The sequence below is a fragment of the Saccharopolyspora rosea genome (genome assembly GCF_025643595.1).
GTDB classification, from domain to species: domain Bacteria; phylum Actinomycetota; class Actinomycetes; order Mycobacteriales; family Pseudonocardiaceae; genus Saccharopolyspora; species Saccharopolyspora rosea.
Window position 1 is genome coordinate 21137 of record NZ_CP102826.1, and the last position, 15254, is coordinate 36390.

A 15254-nucleotide genomic window follows, 5' to 3' on the forward strand; every position below is an offset into this window, starting at 1 on the left:
GTCCCATCATGCCGACCCGCCAAGTCCTGCCGATCCGGTACCCGGACCGGCGAGCGCGGTTGCCCCGACCTCGGTGTTCGCTGTTCCCACCGCCACGTCCGGCCCGCCGACGGGAACGGGCCGTAGCGCAGTGTGGCCCAATCCAGGACCCGAATCCAGGTTGCTCGTCGTCACATCCGCCCCAGCCGCGCCCAACTGTTGCGACACGACCCAGTACGTGAGCACTCCCACCAGCGCCAGCGCCACCACGATGGCGATGACCACCACCCACACCATGCTCCGGTTGCTCCGCGGTGCCGCCGTCCGCGGCGGCGGGAGCTGCGGCTGGGGAGCCGGTGGCTGCGGCGGGATCACCCCGGGTGGATAGGTGTTGCCCATCGGCGGCAGCTGCTGCATCTGGGGCACCTGGTGCACACCGGTGGTGGGGATCACAGCGCGCTGCTGCCGCTGCGGCGGGATCGCCAGCGACGCGGGAGCCGGTAACGGTCGCCCCGCGCGCACCGCGGCGACCGCGTTGGCGAACTCGCCGCCGTCGGCGTAGCGGCGGCGCGGGTCCTTCACCAGCGTCGCCTCGACCAGCGCGCGCACCCCCGGGGGCACGTCCGGTGGCAGCGGCGGCGCGATGTCGCGGATGTGCATCATCGCGACCGTCACCGCGTTCTCCGACAGGAACGGCCGGTGCCCCATCAAGCACTCGTAGCCGACCACGGCCAGCGAGTACACGTCGCTGGACGGCGTGGCGTCCCCGCCCAGGGCCTGCTCCGGCGCGATGTAGTGGGCGGTGCCCATGACCATCCCGGACCGGGTCACCGGAGCCGCGTCCGCCGCCTTCGCGATGCCGAAGTCGGTCAGCTTCACCTTGCCGTCCGGGGTGATCAGGATGTTGCCGGGCTTGACGTCGCGGTGCACCAGTCCCCGTTCATGCGCGGCCTGCAGCGCGCGTCCGGCCTGCTCCAGCATGTCCAGCGTGTGGTCGGTGTTGATCCGGCCCTCGCGGGCCAGGATCGCGGCCAGCGGCTCACCCTCGACCAGCTCCATCACCAGGTACGCGGTGTCCTCTGGGCCGTCCGGGATCGCCGCCGTCTCGCCGTAGTCGTGCACGGCGGCGATGCCCGGGTGGTTCAGCGAGGCGGTGGTGCGCGCTTCGGTGCGGAAGCGGTGCAGGAACTCGGCGTCCCCGCACAGTTCTGCCTTGAGGACCTTGATCGCCACCGTCCGGTCCAGCCGGACGTCCACCGCCTGCCACACCTCGCCCATGCCGCCGACGGCGATCCGCCGTCCCAACCGGTACCGGTCGGCGAGCAACTGGCCGGAGGTCAGCACGGCTCAGCCACCCCCCTGGAGACCTGCCCGGATCACCTCGCGGCCGATCGGGGCGGCGATCGAACCACCGGTCGCTTCGGCACCCTCGTCACCGCCGTTCTCCACGACGACCGCGACCGCGATCTTCGGGTTCTCCGCGGGGGCGAACGCGACGTACCAGCCGTGCGGGTGGTCCAGGGCGTCGCCGTGCTGCGCGGTGCCGGTCTTCGACGCGATGTCGACGCCGGAGATCTTGCCCGAGCCCTTGGTGTACTGCTCGGACTTCAGCATCATCGTCCGGATCTTGTCCGCGATCTCCGGTGAGGTGGCCTGGCTCATCTCCTCCGGCTGGAGGGTGTCCAGCTCGGACATGTCCGGGGCCCGGGTCGCCTTGACCAGCTGCGGCTTCATCAGCTTGCCGTGGTTGGCGATGGCCGCGGCGACCATGGCGTTCTGCATCGGGGTGACGCGCACGTCGCGCTGGCCGATGCCGCTCTGGTACAGCGCCGGCGCGTCGGACATCGGTCCCAGGTCGGACTTGGCCACGCTCATCGGGATCTGCAGGTCCTTGCCGAACCCGTAGCGCGCGGCGACCTCCCGCATCTTGTCCGGGCCGACCTTGCCCGCGATCTCGGCGAACGCCGTGTTGCAGGAGTGCCCGAGCGCCTCGATCAGCGTGTCGCCGGCGCACTGCTTGCCCGCGTAGTTGGGCAGCTGGGTGTGCGTCCCGGGCAGCGTGATCGACGCGGCGTCCTGCACCTTGCTGTTGAGGTCGTAGCCGCTCTCCAACGCCGCCGTGGCGGTGATCAGCTTGAACGTCGAGCCCGGCGGGTAGAGCGTGCCCACCGACCGGTTCTCCATCGGGCTGCCGGGGGCCTTCTCCATCTGCTGCCACGCCTTGGCCGCGTCGTTGCGCACGTGCGTGGCGACCTTGTTCGGGTCGTACGACGGCGCGTTGACCATCGCCAGGATCGCACCCGTCGACGGGTCCAGCGCCACCACGGAACCCTGGTAGCCCTTGCTGGTCAGCTGGTCGTAGGCGACCTGCTGCATCGCCGGGTTGATGGTCAGCTCGACGTTGCCGCCGCGCGGCTGCTTGCCGGTGATCATGTCGGACAGCCGGCCGAACGCCAGGCTGTCGTCGGTGCCGTTGAGGATCTTGTCCTCGGCGCGCTCCACGCCGTTGGAGCCGTAGACGAACGAGTAGAACCCGGTGACCGGCGAGTACACCGGGCCGTTCGGGTAGGTCCGCAGGTACTTCAGGTTGTCCCCGGTGGCCACCGAATTCGCCAGCGACTGGCCACCGGCGATGATCTGGCCGCGCTCCCGGGAGTACTCCTCGTACAACGTCCGCTTGTTGCGGGCGTCCTCCTTGAGCTCGTCGGCCTTGATCACCTGGACGTACGTCGCGTTGCCCATCAGCAACACGACCATCGCCATCATGGCCAGCGCCACGCGGCGCAGCGGCTTGTTCATCGGGGACGCTCCACCAGCTCGGTATGTGCTTCCGCGATCGGCGCCTGCTTCGGCTTCGGCTTCGCCGGTGCCTGCGGGCGGCGCGCGGCATCGGAGATCCGCAGCAGCAGCGCGACCAGGATGTAGTTCGCCAACAACGACGAACCACCGTAGGCCAGGAACGGAGCGGTCAGACCCGTCATCGGGATCAGGCCGGTGACACCGCCCGCGACCACGAACAGCTGCAGCGCGATCGTGAACGACAGACCACCGGCGAACAGCTTGCCGAACGAGTCGCGGACCGCCAGCGCGCTGCGCAGACCGCGCATCATCAGCATCAGGTACACCATGAACAGCGCCATCAGCCCGATCAGCCCGAGTTCCTCGCCGATCGCGGAGATGATGAAGTCGCTGGCCGCCCACGGCGTCATCTGCGGCATGCCGCCGCCCAGGCCGGACCCGCCGATGCCGCCGTTGCCCAGCCCGAACAGACCGGTGCGCAGCTGGTACCCGGAGTCGCCGTCGCCCATCGGGTCCAGCCAGGTGTTGACGCGCACCTGGACGTGCGAGAACAGGTTGAACGCGACGACGCAGCCGAGGGCGAACATCGACAGGCCCAGGAAGACCCACACCGCGCGCTCGGTGGCGATGTAGATCATCACCAGCACGATGCCGAAGAACAGCAGCGAGGTGCCGAGGTCCTTCTCCAGCACGACGACGCCGATGGACAGGCACCAGGCCACGATCACCGGCATCAGGTCCCTGGCCCGGGGCCAGTCGACGCCCAGGAAGCGCCGTCCCGCGGTGGTGAACAGCTCGCGCTTGGACACCAGGAACGACGCGAAGAAGATCATCAGCAGGATCTTGGCGAACTCGCTGGGCTGGATGGACAGCCCGCCGACCGAGATCCACAGCTTCGCGCCGTTGACCTCCGAGATGCTGCTCGGCAGCAGACCGGGCAGCGCCAGCAGCGCCAGGCCGACGAAGCCGCACGTGTAGCTGTAGCGCGCCAGCGTCCGGTGGTCCTTGACGAACGCCAGGACCAGCACGAACAGCACGACACCGGCCGTGGAGAAGATGATCTGCTTGCCGGTGAACGGCGAACCGACCACGTGCGCCAGGTCCAGCCGGTGCAGCATCACCAGCCCCACCCCGTTGATCAGCGAGACCAGCGGGAGGATCAAGGGGTCGGCGTACGGGGCCCAGCGGCGCACGGCGAAGTGCGCGACGCCGTAGAGCGCGAGGAACGCCAGGCCGTAGTACAGCAGTTCCCGGGTGACGGTCTGCTCCTGGCTGATCTCCACCAGCATGATCGCGAAGGTCACGATCACGGCGGAGAAGATCAGCATGAACAGCTCCGTGCCCCGCCGGTTGGTGGCGCGCGGGGTCGACGTGGAACTGCCGCTGGCCGATTCGGGCGCGGCGGCGGGTCGTGACATCAGCTCACCATCCGGCAGGTCACGCCCGGCTTCTGCTCCTCGGTGCCCAGCGGGGTGGCGCCGTCCGGCGAGGACGGCTCGGTCGACGCCTGCTGCGGTGGTGCGGGCTGGGTGCTCTGACCCGGCGGCGGAGGCGCCTGACTCGGCTGCCCGGCCGGCGGGTGCTGCTGCGCCGGGGGCTGGCCGGGGGGCGGGGTGTTCGGCTTCGGCGGTTCGCACGCCGGCAGCAGCGCGGTCATCCGCAGCCGTCGCATCGCCTCGCGGGCCGAGTCCAGCCCGTTGACCTCGGTGATGCCGTTGCGGACGTCGGGCCGCTGCGCTTCCTGCAGATCGTTGATCTTGATCGGTCGGCAGTCCGCGGCGGAGTTGGCCGGGCAGGAGTTCTCCACCTGCCAGTTCAACGACATGCCCAGGACGCTGCCCTGCACCCCCTGGAAGATCACCACTTCATCGGCCTTGTTGACGCCGATGAAGTACTGGCTGAGGACCCACCAGCGCCCAGCCAGCGCGACTCCTGCCAACACGACGAGCACACCGCACGTCACCAGCAGCGAACGCAGCCACCGCCGCTTGCGCGGCCGCTCGTCCACGGGTGGTGAGGTGGGTTCGACCCGCTGCGGCTGCTGCCGCGGCCTGGTCACCGCGGACGCGCGCGCCGCAGACGAGTCGGGCTGCGGGTGCTCATCTCCATTTCCCGCCGCACCCCCGACGATGGGGGCGTCCTCGCCGAACTCGACGTCGACGACATCGGCGATGATCACGGTCACGTTGTCCGGGCCGCCGCCCTTGAGCGCCAGCTCGATCATCCGGTCCGCGCATTGCTGCGGGTCCGGGATGCGCAACGCCTCCGCGATCGTCTCCACGCTGACCGGACCGGTCAGGCCGTCGGAGCACAGCAGGTAGCGGTCCCCCGCGCGGGCCTCGCGGATCGCCAGGCTCGGTTCCACCTCGTGGCCGGTCAACGCGTGCAGCAGCAGCGAGCGCTGCGGGTGGTTGGCCGCCTCCTCCTCGGTGATCCGGCCTTCGTCGATCAGCGACTGCACGAAGGTGTCGTCGTGGGTTATCTGGGTCAGCTCGCCGTCCCGGACCAGGTAGGCGCGGGAGTCGCCGATGTGCACCAAGCCGAGCTTGCTGCCCGCGAACAGCACCGCGGTCAGCGTGGTGCCCATCCCTTCCAGGTCGGGATCGGCGGCGACGAGCTCGGCGATGGCGTTGTTGCCGTTCAGCACCGCTTCGTGGAGCTGGCCGAGCAGGTCGTCGCCGGGCTCGTCGTCGTCCAGCGGAGCCAACGCCGCTATGACGACCTTGCTGGCGACCTCACCGGCGGCATGGCCGCCCATGCCGTCCGCGAGGGCGAGTAGTCGTGGGCCGGCATAGACCGAGTCCTGGTTGTTGGACCGAACCAGGCCGCGGTCGCTGCGGGCTGCGTAGTGAAGGACGAGGGTCATGAGCGCAGCTCGATCACCGTCTTGCCGATTCTGATCGGAACGCCGAGCGGGACCTTGGTCGGCCCCGTGACCTTCGCCCGATCGAGATATGTGCCGTTAGTGGAGCCTAGGTCCTCCACGTACCAGTCCGAACCCCGCAGCGACAGCCGCGCGTGCCGGGTCGACGCGTAGTCGTCGTCGAGGACCAGTGTGGAGTCGTCGGCCCGGCCGATCAGGATCGGCCGACCGTCCAAGGAGATGCGCGTGCCGGCCAGAGCGCCGTGCGTCACCACCATCTGGCGGGGAGACTTGCTCTTGCCCCGGGCCTGCTTCTTCTTGCCCGGCAGCCGACTCGCACCGGGCACCGGGACGCGCATCCCGGACGCCGAGGAGAGGTCGGAACGAACCACCCGGAGGGCAGCCAGCACGAACAACCAGAGCAGGGCGAGGAACCCTGCTCTGGTCAGCTGAATCACCAGCTCTGGCACCTGTTGTGAACGCTCCTACTCGTGTCTGGACGCGTTTTCCGCGGCCTCAGGCCTGCTGCGCGCGGAAGATCAGGGACGAGTGGCCGACCCTGATCACGTCGCCGTCTGCCAACTGCCAAGTCTGCACCGGAGTGCCGTTCACCGTGGTGCCATTCGTGGAACCGAGGTCCGCCAACATCGCGCTCTGGCCGTCCCAGGTGATCTCGATGTGCTTGCGCGAGACCCCGGTGTCCGGCAGGCGGAACTGGCCCTCCTGGCCGCGCCCGATGATGTTCGAGCCGTGCTGCAGCGTGTAGGAGCGGTTGGAGCCGTCGTCCAGGTGCAGCGTCGCGGCCAGCTGCGGGCGAGGTCCGCCCGGCGCCGCCGGGTAACCGCCGGACTGCGGGAAGGGACCACCGGGCTGGCCGTAGCCCTGCTCCGGGAAGCCGCCGGACCCCGGGTAGGCGCCACCGGGCTGCGGCTGGCCGTAGCCCTGGTCGTAACCGGGCTGGGGCTGGCCGTAGCCCTGGTCGAACCCGGGCTGGGGCTGGCCGTAGCCGGGCTGCCCATAGCCCTGGTCGTAGCCCGGCTGCGGCGGCTGGCCGTAACCCTGGTCGTAACCGGGCTGGGGCTGGCCGTAGCCCTGGTCGTAACCGGGCTGGGGCTGGCCGTAGCCCTGGTCGAACCCGGGCTGGGGCTGGCCGTAGCCGGGCTGCCCATAGCCCTGGTCGTAGCCCGGCTGCGGCGGCTGGCCGTACCCCGGCTGGCCGTACCCCTGGTCGTAACCCGGCTGCGGCGGCTGGCCGTAACCCTGGTCGTAACCGGGCTGCTGGGGCTGCTGGCCGTAGCCCTGGTCGTAACCCGGCTGCGGCTGGCCGTAGCCGTAGTTGGGGTCCTGCCCGTACTGGGGCTGGCCGTAGCCCTGGTCGTAGCCGTACTGCCCCTGCTGGTTGTACGGATCTCCCTGGGGGTAGTGGCCTGGTGGCTGGCTCATGGGTCGGTCTCCTGCGGTACGCGGTTGTGTCGGCCGTCGTGTCACGTCGGGGTCGACGGTCGAACTGATTCGAAACTGTCCCGTGTGCAGCGTCTCAGAGCGCTCCAGGGAGACTACGACGTCACCATATGTGTCCCACCCATGCTCGGTGAGATGCTCCTGAACGCAGTCGGCGAGGAGGTCGGTCACCCGGTCCTCGTCGCCGGTGAGTCGGTCGTGGTCCGGCGGGCTGAGCTGCACGACGTAGTGGTTGCACGCGAGCAGTCGCCCTCCGGCGAGTTCGCGGACCTGCAGTTCGGCTTCCCGCTGCAGCGCCTGCGCGACCTCCTGGGGCACGACTTTTCCACCGAAAACACGCGCAAAGCCGTTGCCGACGATGCCTTCGAGTCGGCGCTCGAAGCGCTGCACGAGGCCCACGGCAAATCCCCTCCACGCGTACGACTCCTGACGACCATCGTATCTGGGCCAACGGCTCTGGACACCGCCCAGTTCCCAACCGGAGCAACCCCCCTGCGAAGGGCCTGGAGGGCGCCGTGCTAATCTGCTTTCGCCAACGCGGCGAGCGGATCGGATCCCTTCGGTTCCCGAGCTTCCGACCAGGTCGAAAGCTCGGAGGGGACCCTGGTTCCAGGACCGGAAACGGGTGCGGTAAGCTTGGTCGCAAGCCACGGGCGAGTGGCGGAATGGCAGACGCGCACGGTTCAGGTCCGTGTGTCCGAAAGGACGTGAGGGTTCAACTCCCTCCTCGCCCACTCAGCGAAGGGTCCCATCGATCCGATGGGGCCCTTCGTCGTTTTCCGGGATGGCGTGTGGTCGAGCGCGTTCCGCCGAGGGCGAAAAAAGCCGGACCGCGGTGGTCCGGCTTGTTCGCGTGAGGTTCGACATGGTGTTTCCCGGTGGCCGTCGGAAGTGAGTTCTCCGACATGAGCGCGCCGACGTTCGCGGCGGATGGGGAAGGTCACACCGATCCCGATCGGCCCGGTTCCCAATTTCTCCACTGTGGACTTCAGTCGACGTGCGGTGCTCGGGAAATCGGCTCCGCGGCGCCGGGAACGCGGATGAACCGGTGCCGGTCGAGCCCGGCTGGCGGGCACCGGCTCGCGAAACCCCCGCGGAACCGCAAGAGCACCGGGTTACCTTGCCGTCATGGGCGAAGACGGGCTGATGTCGCTCGGCGATGTGGAGCGGATCGCGCGGCGCGCGCACGCCGACCAGGTGGACAAGGCCGGGCGGCCCTACGCCGAGCACCTCGCCGCGGTGGCCGACGGGGTCCAGGCCCGGGGCGGTTCGTCCGAGCAGGTCGCCGCCGCCTGGTTGCACGATGCCGTGGAGGACGGTGCCGTGTCCGAGGAGTGGCTTCGCGGGGCAGCGCTTTCCCACCGGACCAAGGAAATCGTGCTCGCCGTGACCAAGCGGGCAGGGGAGGCGGCGGAGGACTACGCGGCGCGGATCCTCGCCACCCCGGGAGCGGCGCTGGTGAAGGAAGCCGATCTCGCGCACAACTCGGACCCCGCGCGGTTGGCCGCGCTGGACGCGGCGACCCGGGAGCGGCTGGCGCGCAAGTACGCCCGCATGCGCGCGCTGCTCGGGGTTCCGGCGGATTGATCGCACGCACGTCGGTGCGGACGGGCTCGCCCGCGTACCCTCCATGCCACCTGCGGCATCGTGGCCACGCCATCCCGCGCGACGACCTGCTCAGCGGCCGGGCGGCGTGGGAGGAGGCGACGGAGGGAGTCAGGTGACTCGGTGGGAGGAGCTCGGGCTCGAATGGCAGCAGTCCGGACGCCCGGACGCCCCGGCGATCGTGCTGTCCAACGCGCTCGGCTGCACCTGGGAGATGTGGGACCCGCAGATCGACGCGCTCAACGCCTCCTACCGGGTGCTGCGCTACAACCAGCGCGGGCATGGCGGCTCACCGACCCCGCCCGGTCCCTACACCCTCGCCGAGCTCGGCGGTGACGTGCTGGCGCTGCTCGACCACGTCGGCGTCGAACGCGCCGCGTTCCTGGGCTCCTCGCTCGGCGGCATGATCGGCCTGTGGCTGGCGGCGCACGCGCCGGACCGCGTCGACCGGCTCGTGGCCTGCTGCACCTCGGCGTGGCTGGACCAGGAGCGCGCCGAGCTGGCGCGGGCAGCGGCCGCCCGCGAGCACGGCACCAACGAACTCGTCTCGCCGACCATCGAGCGCTGGTTCACCCCGTACTTCCGGGAGCACCACGCCGCCGAGACCGCGGTGTACGCGGCGATGATCGCCAGCACCGACGACGAGGCGTACGCGTTGTGCTCCGAGGTGATCGGCCACGTCGACCTGCGCGCGGACCTGCCTTCGATCACCGCGCCCGCGCTGGTCGTCGCGGGCGCCGACGATCCGGCCACGCCGCCCGACCACGCCGCGGCCATCGCCGCCGGGATCGGCGACAACGCCCGCCTGGAGGTCCTCCCGCACGCCGCCCACCTCGCCAACGTCGAGCAGGCCGCGGAGTTCACGGCCCTGTTGTGAGGGCTTGGCGTGGTCGCGCGACTGTGCTGGGCTGAGGGCACGGTGCTGAACGGGAGGATCGCGATGGCGGGCAACAGCCGGGATCCCGGTCGGTCGGTGACAGCGCGGGCGCTGAGCGTGCTCACCGCCTTCGACGTCGACCACACCCGGCTCACCCTCACCGGCATCGCCCGCCGCGCCGGAATCCCGCTGGCCACCGCGCACCGGCTGGTCGGCGAGCTGGAGATGTGGGGCGCCCTGCAACGCGACGCCGACGGCCGCTACTCGATCGGCCTGCGGTTGTGGGAGATCGGACTGCTCTGCCCGGTGAACAGCGGGCTGCGCGAGATCGCGCTGCCCTACATGCAGGAGCTGTGCCAGCACACCCACGACAACGTGCACCTCGCGGTCCGCGACGGCATGGAGGCCGTGTACGTCGAGAAGCTGACCACGCCGCGGGCCGTGCCGATCGTCTCCCGCACCGGCGGCCGCCTGCCGCTGCACTCGACGGGGGTGGGCAAGGTGCTGCTCGCGCACGCGCCGGCCGCCGTGATGCACCAGTACTGCGAGCGCGGACTCTCCCGGCAGACGCCGTACACCATCACCGAGCCCGGCCGCCTCGGGCGGGAGCTGCAGGGCGTGCGCGCCCGCGGGTACGCGTCGGCGAACGAGGAGATGACGCTCGGGAACTGCTCGGTGGCGGTGCCGGTGCACGACGGGAGCGGAGCGGTCGTCGCCGCGCTGGGAGTGGTGGCGCACAGCGTCCGCGCGGAGGTGTCCAGACTGGTGAAGCCGTTGCTCCCAGCGGCGGAAGCGATCCGGGGCCGACTGGTCGAGCACGAGCGCGTCGGCTACGACGTGCTGTCGCGTTGACCGGTTTCGGGCTTCACCTGAATGGCCGCACGGCCGAGCTGAAGTCGTGTTGTCACTCATCGACCAGTCACCGACCGATGTCGGCCGCCGGTCGCAGCGACCCCCGTTGAGCAGCGCAGGAACGGCGCGGAGCTGTTTTAGTCAACTCGCGCCCGGCAACGGGCGCCCCCAGTGCAGCAGCTCATCGAGGGAGGCGGGAAGCCGTGACCGCAACGCCGGGACGTGCCGCGGCCGACAACGAGGTCCGGGTCTGCTCGGGACAGGTTCGATCTCCGCTCGGGTTCGCCGCCGCCGTCGACCGGATCGGCGAGCTCGCCGCCGAGACGCTGGGTTGGCCGGGCAGCGTGCTCACGCCGCTGCGGATCCTCGGGCGGCACGTGGTCCCGGTGGCCGAGCTGGTCCCCGAGGCGCACGCCGAACGCGTCTGCTTCGGCAGCGATCCGGTGCTGGACCGCGCCGAGACCGCCACGTGGGTGTGGCCGGAGATGGACGGCCGGGTGCCGCCGCCGGCCGCGCGCGTCACCGGGATGCTCGCCCCGGCCCGCCACTGGCGCAGCGCGCTGACCGCCGCGGTGCCGTTCGCGCGGTTCACCAGCACCGCGATCGTGGTGCCCAAGAGCGTCGCGGTGGCCGCCGACTTCACCTCGACCTGCCTGATCCGCGCGCGCCAGTTCGGGATCGCGGTGCTCAGCGCGGACGGCGAGACCGTGGACGTGGAACTGCCGGGCCGCTGCTTCCACGACGAGCCCCCGGCCGAGCACACCGCCGTGTCCCGCTGGGTCAACGAGATCGTCTACCAGCAGCTCATCGCCGCCGAGGCGCCCGCGCCGTCGCGCAGCTGACCCCGCGTCCCGGCGGGCCGGACCGCAGACCTCTACGTTGGGTGGCATGCGAGTCGTCATCGCCGGAGCGCACGGGAAGATCGCTCGACACCTAGGCCGGCTGCTGGCCGAACGCGGGGACTCGGTCCTCGGACTGATCCGCAACCCCGACCACGCGGCCGAGCTGCGCGCCGACGGGGTGGAACCGCGCCTCGCCGACCTGGAACTGATCGACGCCGCCGAACTCGCCGCGCAGCTGGCCGGAGCGGACGTCGCGGTGTTCGCCGCGGGCGCCGGGCCGGGCAGCGGGACGCCGCGCAAGGACACCGTGGACCGCGCCGCCTCGGTGCTGCTGGCCGAAGCCTGCGAGCAGGCGGGGGTCCGGCGCTTCCTCCAGATCAGCGCCATGGGCACGACCCGCCCCAACCCGCCGGACGTGGGCGAGGCGTTCGGCGCGTACCTGGACGCCAAGCGGGCCGCCGAGGCGGACCTGCGCCGCCGCGACCTGGACTGGACGATCCTGCGCCCGGGGCGGTTGACCGACGACGCCCCGACCGGCCGGGTCCGGCTGGGCGCGTCGGTGGAGCGGGCCGAGGTGACCCGGGCCGACGTGGCGGCGGTGCTGCTCGCGCTGATCGGCGAGCGGCGCTCGGTGCACCGGGCGCTGGAAGTGGTCAACGGCGACGCACCCGTCGCCGAGGCCGTCGAGGCCGCCGTCGCGAGGTGAGCAGCGCAGCGCCCGCTGCGCGGAACGGCTCCGGCCGTCACGGCGGTCCGAGGACGCGGTCCAGGTAGGGGTTGCGGAAGGTGCCGTGCGGGTCGACCGCGGACCGCACGCGCCGGAAGTCCTCGAAGCGCGGATAGCGCCCGCGCAGCTCGTCGGCGTCGAGGCCGTGCACCTTGCCCCAGTGCGGGCGGCCCCCGGCGGCGGTGGCGATGTCCTCGAAGGTGCGGAACCAGTGCCGGTAGGGCATCCCGGCGAACTGGTGGATCGCGACGTAGGCGGTCGGCCGCCGGTACGCGGTGGACAGCCAGATTTCGTCGGCCGCCGCCACTCGGACCTCGACCGGGAACATCACCGGGTGCTCCAGCCGGCCGACGGCCGCGCGGAGCTCGGTCAGCACGTCGTGCAGCGCCTCGCGGGGCACGGCGTACTCGCTCTCCACGAAGCGGACGCTGCGGGGCGTGGTGAACACCCGGTGCGAGCGGTCGCTGTAGGAACGGGACGACCAGGTCGAGCCGCACAGCCGGTTCAGCGGCCGCACCAGCGCGGGCACCCCGCGCCCGACGCGGCACAGCGCGCCGAACACCCGGTTCTCCAGCACCTCGTACTCCAGGAAGTGCCGCACCGGGTGCAGCGGTCGCGGGGGCCGGTCGTCCGGCAGCCGGTTGTTCCGCTTGACCAGCGTGTTCGACCCGTGCGGGAACCAGTAGAACTCGACGTGGTCGTTGTCCCGGACCAGGTCGTCGAAGCGCTCCAGCACCCCGTCCAGCGGCTCCGGGTGCTCGTCGGCGGCGAGCGCGAACGCGGGGACGCAGCGCAGCGTGACGGTGGTGATCACGCCGAGCGCGCCGAGCCCGACGCGGGCGGCGTCGAACAGCTCCGGCTCCTGCCGGGGCGAGCAGGTGCGCGTCGAACCGTCGGCGAGCAGCAGTTCCAGTTCCTCGACCTGGGTGGCCAGGCCGCCGAGGCGCGCGCCCGTGCCGTGGGTGCCGGTGGAGATCGCCCCGGCGACGGTCTGCCGGTCGATGTCGCCGAGGTTGGCCATGGCCAGTCCCAGCGCGTCCAGTTCGGCGTTGAGCTGGTGCAGCGGGGTTCCGGAGCGCACGGTGACCAGCCCGGTTCCCGGGTCGGCGCGCACGATCCCGGTCCACCGCGAGAGGTCCAGCGCGACGGCGTCCTGCGGGGCGCCGACCGGGGTGAAGGAATGGCCGCTGCCGAGCGGTCGGACGGTGCGGCCCTCGCGGGCGGCAGCGCTGATCGCCGCGGCGGCCTCTTCCGGATCGCGCGGGCTGACCGTGCGGTGGGGGATCGCGGTGGCGGTGCGTGCCCAGTTCGTCCAGGCGGTCATGGCCGAGCCCCTCCTTCGGGTGGGTAGCCGAAGAAATTATGTGAAAGAGATTCACATAACAAGGGGGTTCGGCCTACCGTGTTGTGCCGTGCGGAACCTCGATGGCATCACCAGCGATCTCGACCCCCCGTTCGCGGTGGTCGACCTCGACGCGTTCCGCCGCAACGCGGCCGACCTGGTGCGCCGGGCGCGCGGTCGGCCGATCCGCATCGCCACCAAATCGGTGCGCTGCCGGGACCTCCTGCGCCGCGCCCTGGAAACCCCGGGCTGCGCGGGGCTGATGTGCTACAGCCTCGCCGAAGCCCTCTGGCTGCACCGGGAAGGTCTCAGCGACGACATCCTCGTCGCCTACCCGACCGCCGACCGCGCGGCGCTGCGCGCGCTCGCCGCCGATCCGGCCGCCGCCGCGGCCATCGCGCTCGTCGTCGACTCCACCGACCACCTCGACCTCATCGACGCCGCGGTCGGGCCGGACCGCCCCGACATCCGGCTGTGCCTGGAGGTCGACGCGTCCTGGCGCCCGCTGCCCGGGCTGCACATCGGCACCCGCAGGTCGCCCGTGCACTCGGTCGCCCAGGCCCGGGCGCTCGCCCGGAAAGCGGTGCGGCGCAAGGGGTTCCGGGTGGTCGGGCTGATGGTCTACGAGGGCCAGATCGCCGGGCTCGGCGACGCGCCGCCCGGACGCCCGCTGCGCGCCGCCGCGCTGCGCTGGATGCAGCGGCGCTCGGCCGCGGAACTGGCCGGCCGGCGGGCGGAGGTCGTCGCGGCGGTCCGCGCCGAGACCTCGCTGGAGTTCGTCAACGGCGGCGGCACCGGGAGCCTGGAGCGCACCGCCGCGGAACCGGCCGTCACCGAGGTCGCCGCCGGGTCCGGTCTGGTCGGGGCGACGCTGTTCGACTCCTACCGCGCCTTCCGGCCGCGCCCGGCGCTGCTGTTCGCGCTGCCCGTCGTGCACCGGCCCGCCGCGCGCGCCGCGACGCTGTTCGGCGGCGGCTACATCGCCTCCGGTGCGCCGGGTCGGGACCGGGAGCCCGCGCCGCACCTGCCGCGCGGTCTGCGCCTGACCGCGACGGAGGGGGCCGGGGAGGTGCAGACGCCCGTGGTCGGCCCGGCCGCCCGGCGGTTGCGGCTCGGCGACCGGGTGTGGCTGCGGCACGCCAAGGCGGGCGAACTCGCCGAGCGCTTCCCGCACTACCACCTGCTGGACGGCGACGAACTCGTCGCGACGGTGCCCACCTACCGCGGCGAGGGCAGGTCGTTCGGCTGATCGTCCGGCAGCCGGTTCGACAGGTAGCCGCGGACGAGTTCCTTGGCCTCGGCGACGAGGGTGGGGTCCCCGGCGGGGGCGCGCCGGAACGCCAGGTGCAGGACCGCGTCCGCGGCCTCCACGGCGACCGACAGCGGCAGCGTCAGCTCGGTCGGGTCGAGCCCGAACTCCTCGGCGATCAGCGCGGTGAGCTTCTCGGCGATGACCGCGTTGTTGTCCTTGCTCGGGTCCAACAGGCGCAGGTCGACGACGTCGCCGAAGTGCAACCGGCTGAAGGCGGGGACCTCGCGGTGCATCGTCAGGTAGACGTCGAAGACCGCGTCCACGGCGTCCCACCAGTGCTCCAGCTCCAGTTGCTCGAAACGGGCGGACACGGTGCGCACGAACCGGTCCAGGTTGCGCAGCGTGAGTTCCTGCACCACGGCGCGCTTGTCCGGGAAGAACTGGTAGAGCGAGCCGACCGCCACTCCGGCCCGTTCGGCGATGAGGGTGGTCGTCAACCCGTCGTAGCCCACTTCGTCGATGAGCTGAGCACACGCCTCCAGCATCTTCTCCACACGTTGCGCGCTGCGCTGCTGGACCGGCTTGCGGCGCAGCGGGGCTACTTCGGTAGGCAAGGCAACTCCTTGATCATGTTCTGAGACCATACTTGCCGACC

The 15254-nt window shown here is 71.3% G+C and carries 14 protein-coding genes and 1 tRNA gene; 7 read left to right on the forward strand and 8 right to left on the reverse strand.

The genetic code is table 11. The annotated features are described in order from the left end of the window. Positions 1-6: 6 nt before the first annotated feature. Genes NV263_RS00110 through NV263_RS00135 form a run of 6 tightly spaced genes read right to left on the reverse strand, consistent with a single transcriptional unit; the run spans position 7 to position 7501 of the window. Positions 7-1323, reverse strand: a complete 1317-nt coding sequence (locus NV263_RS00110; protein WP_263250299.1) for a serine/threonine-protein kinase — start codon at positions 1321-1323, stop codon at positions 7-9. Positions 1324-1326: 3 nt separating this feature from the next. Continuing rightward, a complete protein-coding gene (locus NV263_RS00115) occupies positions 1327-2778 on the reverse strand; it encodes a peptidoglycan D,D-transpeptidase FtsI family protein (protein WP_263250300.1) in 1452 nt (483 codons plus the stop codon). After that, positions 2775-4196 (reverse strand): FtsW/RodA/SpoVE family cell cycle protein, encoded by a 1422-nt coding sequence (locus NV263_RS00120; protein WP_263250301.1) that lies wholly within the window; start codon positions 4194-4196, stop codon positions 2775-2777. The genes NV263_RS00115 and NV263_RS00120 overlap by 4 nt, the downstream gene beginning before the upstream one ends. After that, the gene (locus NV263_RS00125) at positions 4196-5644 is read right to left on the reverse strand and encodes a PP2C family protein-serine/threonine phosphatase (protein WP_263250302.1); all 1449 of its coding nucleotides are present in this window, start codon (positions 5642-5644) and stop codon (positions 4196-4198) included. The genes NV263_RS00120 and NV263_RS00125 overlap by 1 nt, the downstream gene beginning before the upstream one ends. Then, a complete protein-coding gene (locus NV263_RS00130; protein ID WP_263250303.1) occupies positions 5641-6111 on the reverse strand; it encodes an FHA domain-containing protein FhaB/FipA in 471 nt (156 codons plus the stop codon). Before NV263_RS00130 ends, NV263_RS00125 begins: the two co-directional genes overlap by 4 nt. Positions 6112-6157: 46 nt before the next feature. Then, positions 6158-7501, reverse strand: a complete 1344-nt coding sequence (locus NV263_RS00135) for an FhaA domain-containing protein (protein WP_263250304.1) — start codon at positions 7499-7501, stop codon at positions 6158-6160. Between the two features lie 252 nt (positions 7502-7753). On the opposite strand from NV263_RS00135, the gene NV263_RS00140 reads away from it, so the two are divergent. From NV263_RS00140 to NV263_RS00165, 6 genes are all read left to right on the forward strand, one after another. Next, positions 7754-7836: transfer RNA gene (locus NV263_RS00140), tRNA-Leu, on the forward strand. Positions 7837-8230: 394 nt separating this feature from the next. Continuing rightward, complete coding sequence (locus tag NV263_RS00145; RefSeq protein ID WP_263250305.1) at positions 8231-8689, forward strand: HD domain-containing protein; 459 nt, start codon at positions 8231-8233, stop codon at positions 8687-8689. 133 nt (positions 8690-8822) lie between these two features. Then, on the forward strand, positions 8823-9584 hold the full coding sequence (gene pcaD, locus NV263_RS00150) for a 3-oxoadipate enol-lactonase (protein WP_263250306.1): 762 nt from the start codon (positions 8823-8825) through the stop codon (positions 9582-9584). A 63-nt stretch (positions 9585-9647) separates the two neighbouring features. Then, positions 9648-10436, forward strand: coding sequence for an IclR family transcriptional regulator (locus NV263_RS00155; protein ID WP_263250307.1), 789 nt, complete (start codon positions 9648-9650; stop codon positions 10434-10436). 203 nt (positions 10437-10639) lie between these two features. Then, complete coding sequence (locus tag NV263_RS00160) at positions 10640-11278, forward strand: hypothetical protein (protein ID WP_263250308.1); 639 nt, start codon at positions 10640-10642, stop codon at positions 11276-11278. A gap of 46 nt (positions 11279-11324) precedes the next feature. Beyond that, positions 11325-11984 carry an SDR family oxidoreductase gene (locus tag NV263_RS00165; RefSeq protein WP_263250309.1) on the forward strand — a complete coding sequence of 220 codons (660 nt, stop codon included), beginning with the start codon at positions 11325-11327 and terminating at the stop codon, positions 11982-11984. Positions 11985-12021: 37 nt separating this feature from the next. On the opposite strand, the gene NV263_RS00170 is transcribed toward NV263_RS00165, so the two are convergent. Then, the gene (locus NV263_RS00170; RefSeq protein ID WP_263250310.1) at positions 12022-13329 is read right to left on the reverse strand and encodes a D-arabinono-1,4-lactone oxidase; all 1308 of its coding nucleotides are present in this window, start codon (positions 13327-13329) and stop codon (positions 12022-12024) included. 88 nt (positions 13330-13417) lie between these two features. Between NV263_RS00170 and NV263_RS00175 the strand changes: the two genes are divergently transcribed. Then, positions 13418-14596: an amino acid deaminase/aldolase gene (locus NV263_RS00175; protein WP_263250311.1), complete on the forward strand. Its 1179-nt coding sequence runs from the start codon at positions 13418-13420 to the stop codon at positions 14594-14596. Here the strand turns inward: NV263_RS00175 and NV263_RS00180 are convergent. Further along, positions 14566-15243, reverse strand: coding sequence for a TetR/AcrR family transcriptional regulator (locus NV263_RS00180; protein WP_380758750.1), 678 nt, complete (start codon positions 15241-15243; stop codon positions 14566-14568). The genes NV263_RS00175 and NV263_RS00180 overlap by 31 nt on opposite strands. Between the last annotated feature and the right edge of the window lie 11 nt (positions 15244-15254).

What these genes read in the sequence shown, in the direction of transcription:
- NV263_RS00115 (WP_263250300.1), bottom strand. Translation starts at nt 2,778, where the DNA reads ATGAACAAGCCGCTGCGCCGCGTGGCGCTGGCCATGATGGCGATGGTC.
- NV263_RS00120 (WP_263250301.1), bottom strand. Translation starts at nt 4,196, where the DNA reads ATGTCACGACCCGCCGCCGCGCCCGAATCGGCCAGCGGCAGTTCCACG.
- NV263_RS00125 (WP_263250302.1), bottom strand. Translation starts at nt 5,644, where the DNA reads ATGACCCTCGTCCTTCACTACGCAGCCCGCAGCGACCGCGGCCTGGTT.
- NV263_RS00145 (WP_263250305.1), top strand. Translation starts at nt 8,231, where the DNA reads ATGGGCGAAGACGGGCTGATGTCGCTCGGCGATGTGGAGCGGATCGCG.
- NV263_RS00155 (WP_263250307.1), top strand. Translation starts at nt 9,648, where the DNA reads ATGGCGGGCAACAGCCGGGATCCCGGTCGGTCGGTGACAGCGCGGGCG.
- NV263_RS00165 (WP_263250309.1), top strand. Translation starts at nt 11,325, where the DNA reads ATGCGAGTCGTCATCGCCGGAGCGCACGGGAAGATCGCTCGACACCTA.
- NV263_RS00170 (WP_263250310.1), bottom strand. Translation starts at nt 13,329, where the DNA reads ATGACCGCCTGGACGAACTGGGCACGCACCGCCACCGCGATCCCCCAC.
- NV263_RS00180 (WP_380758750.1), bottom strand. Translation starts at nt 15,243, where the DNA reads ATGGTCTCAGAACATGATCAAGGAGTTGCCTTGCCTACCGAAGTAGCC.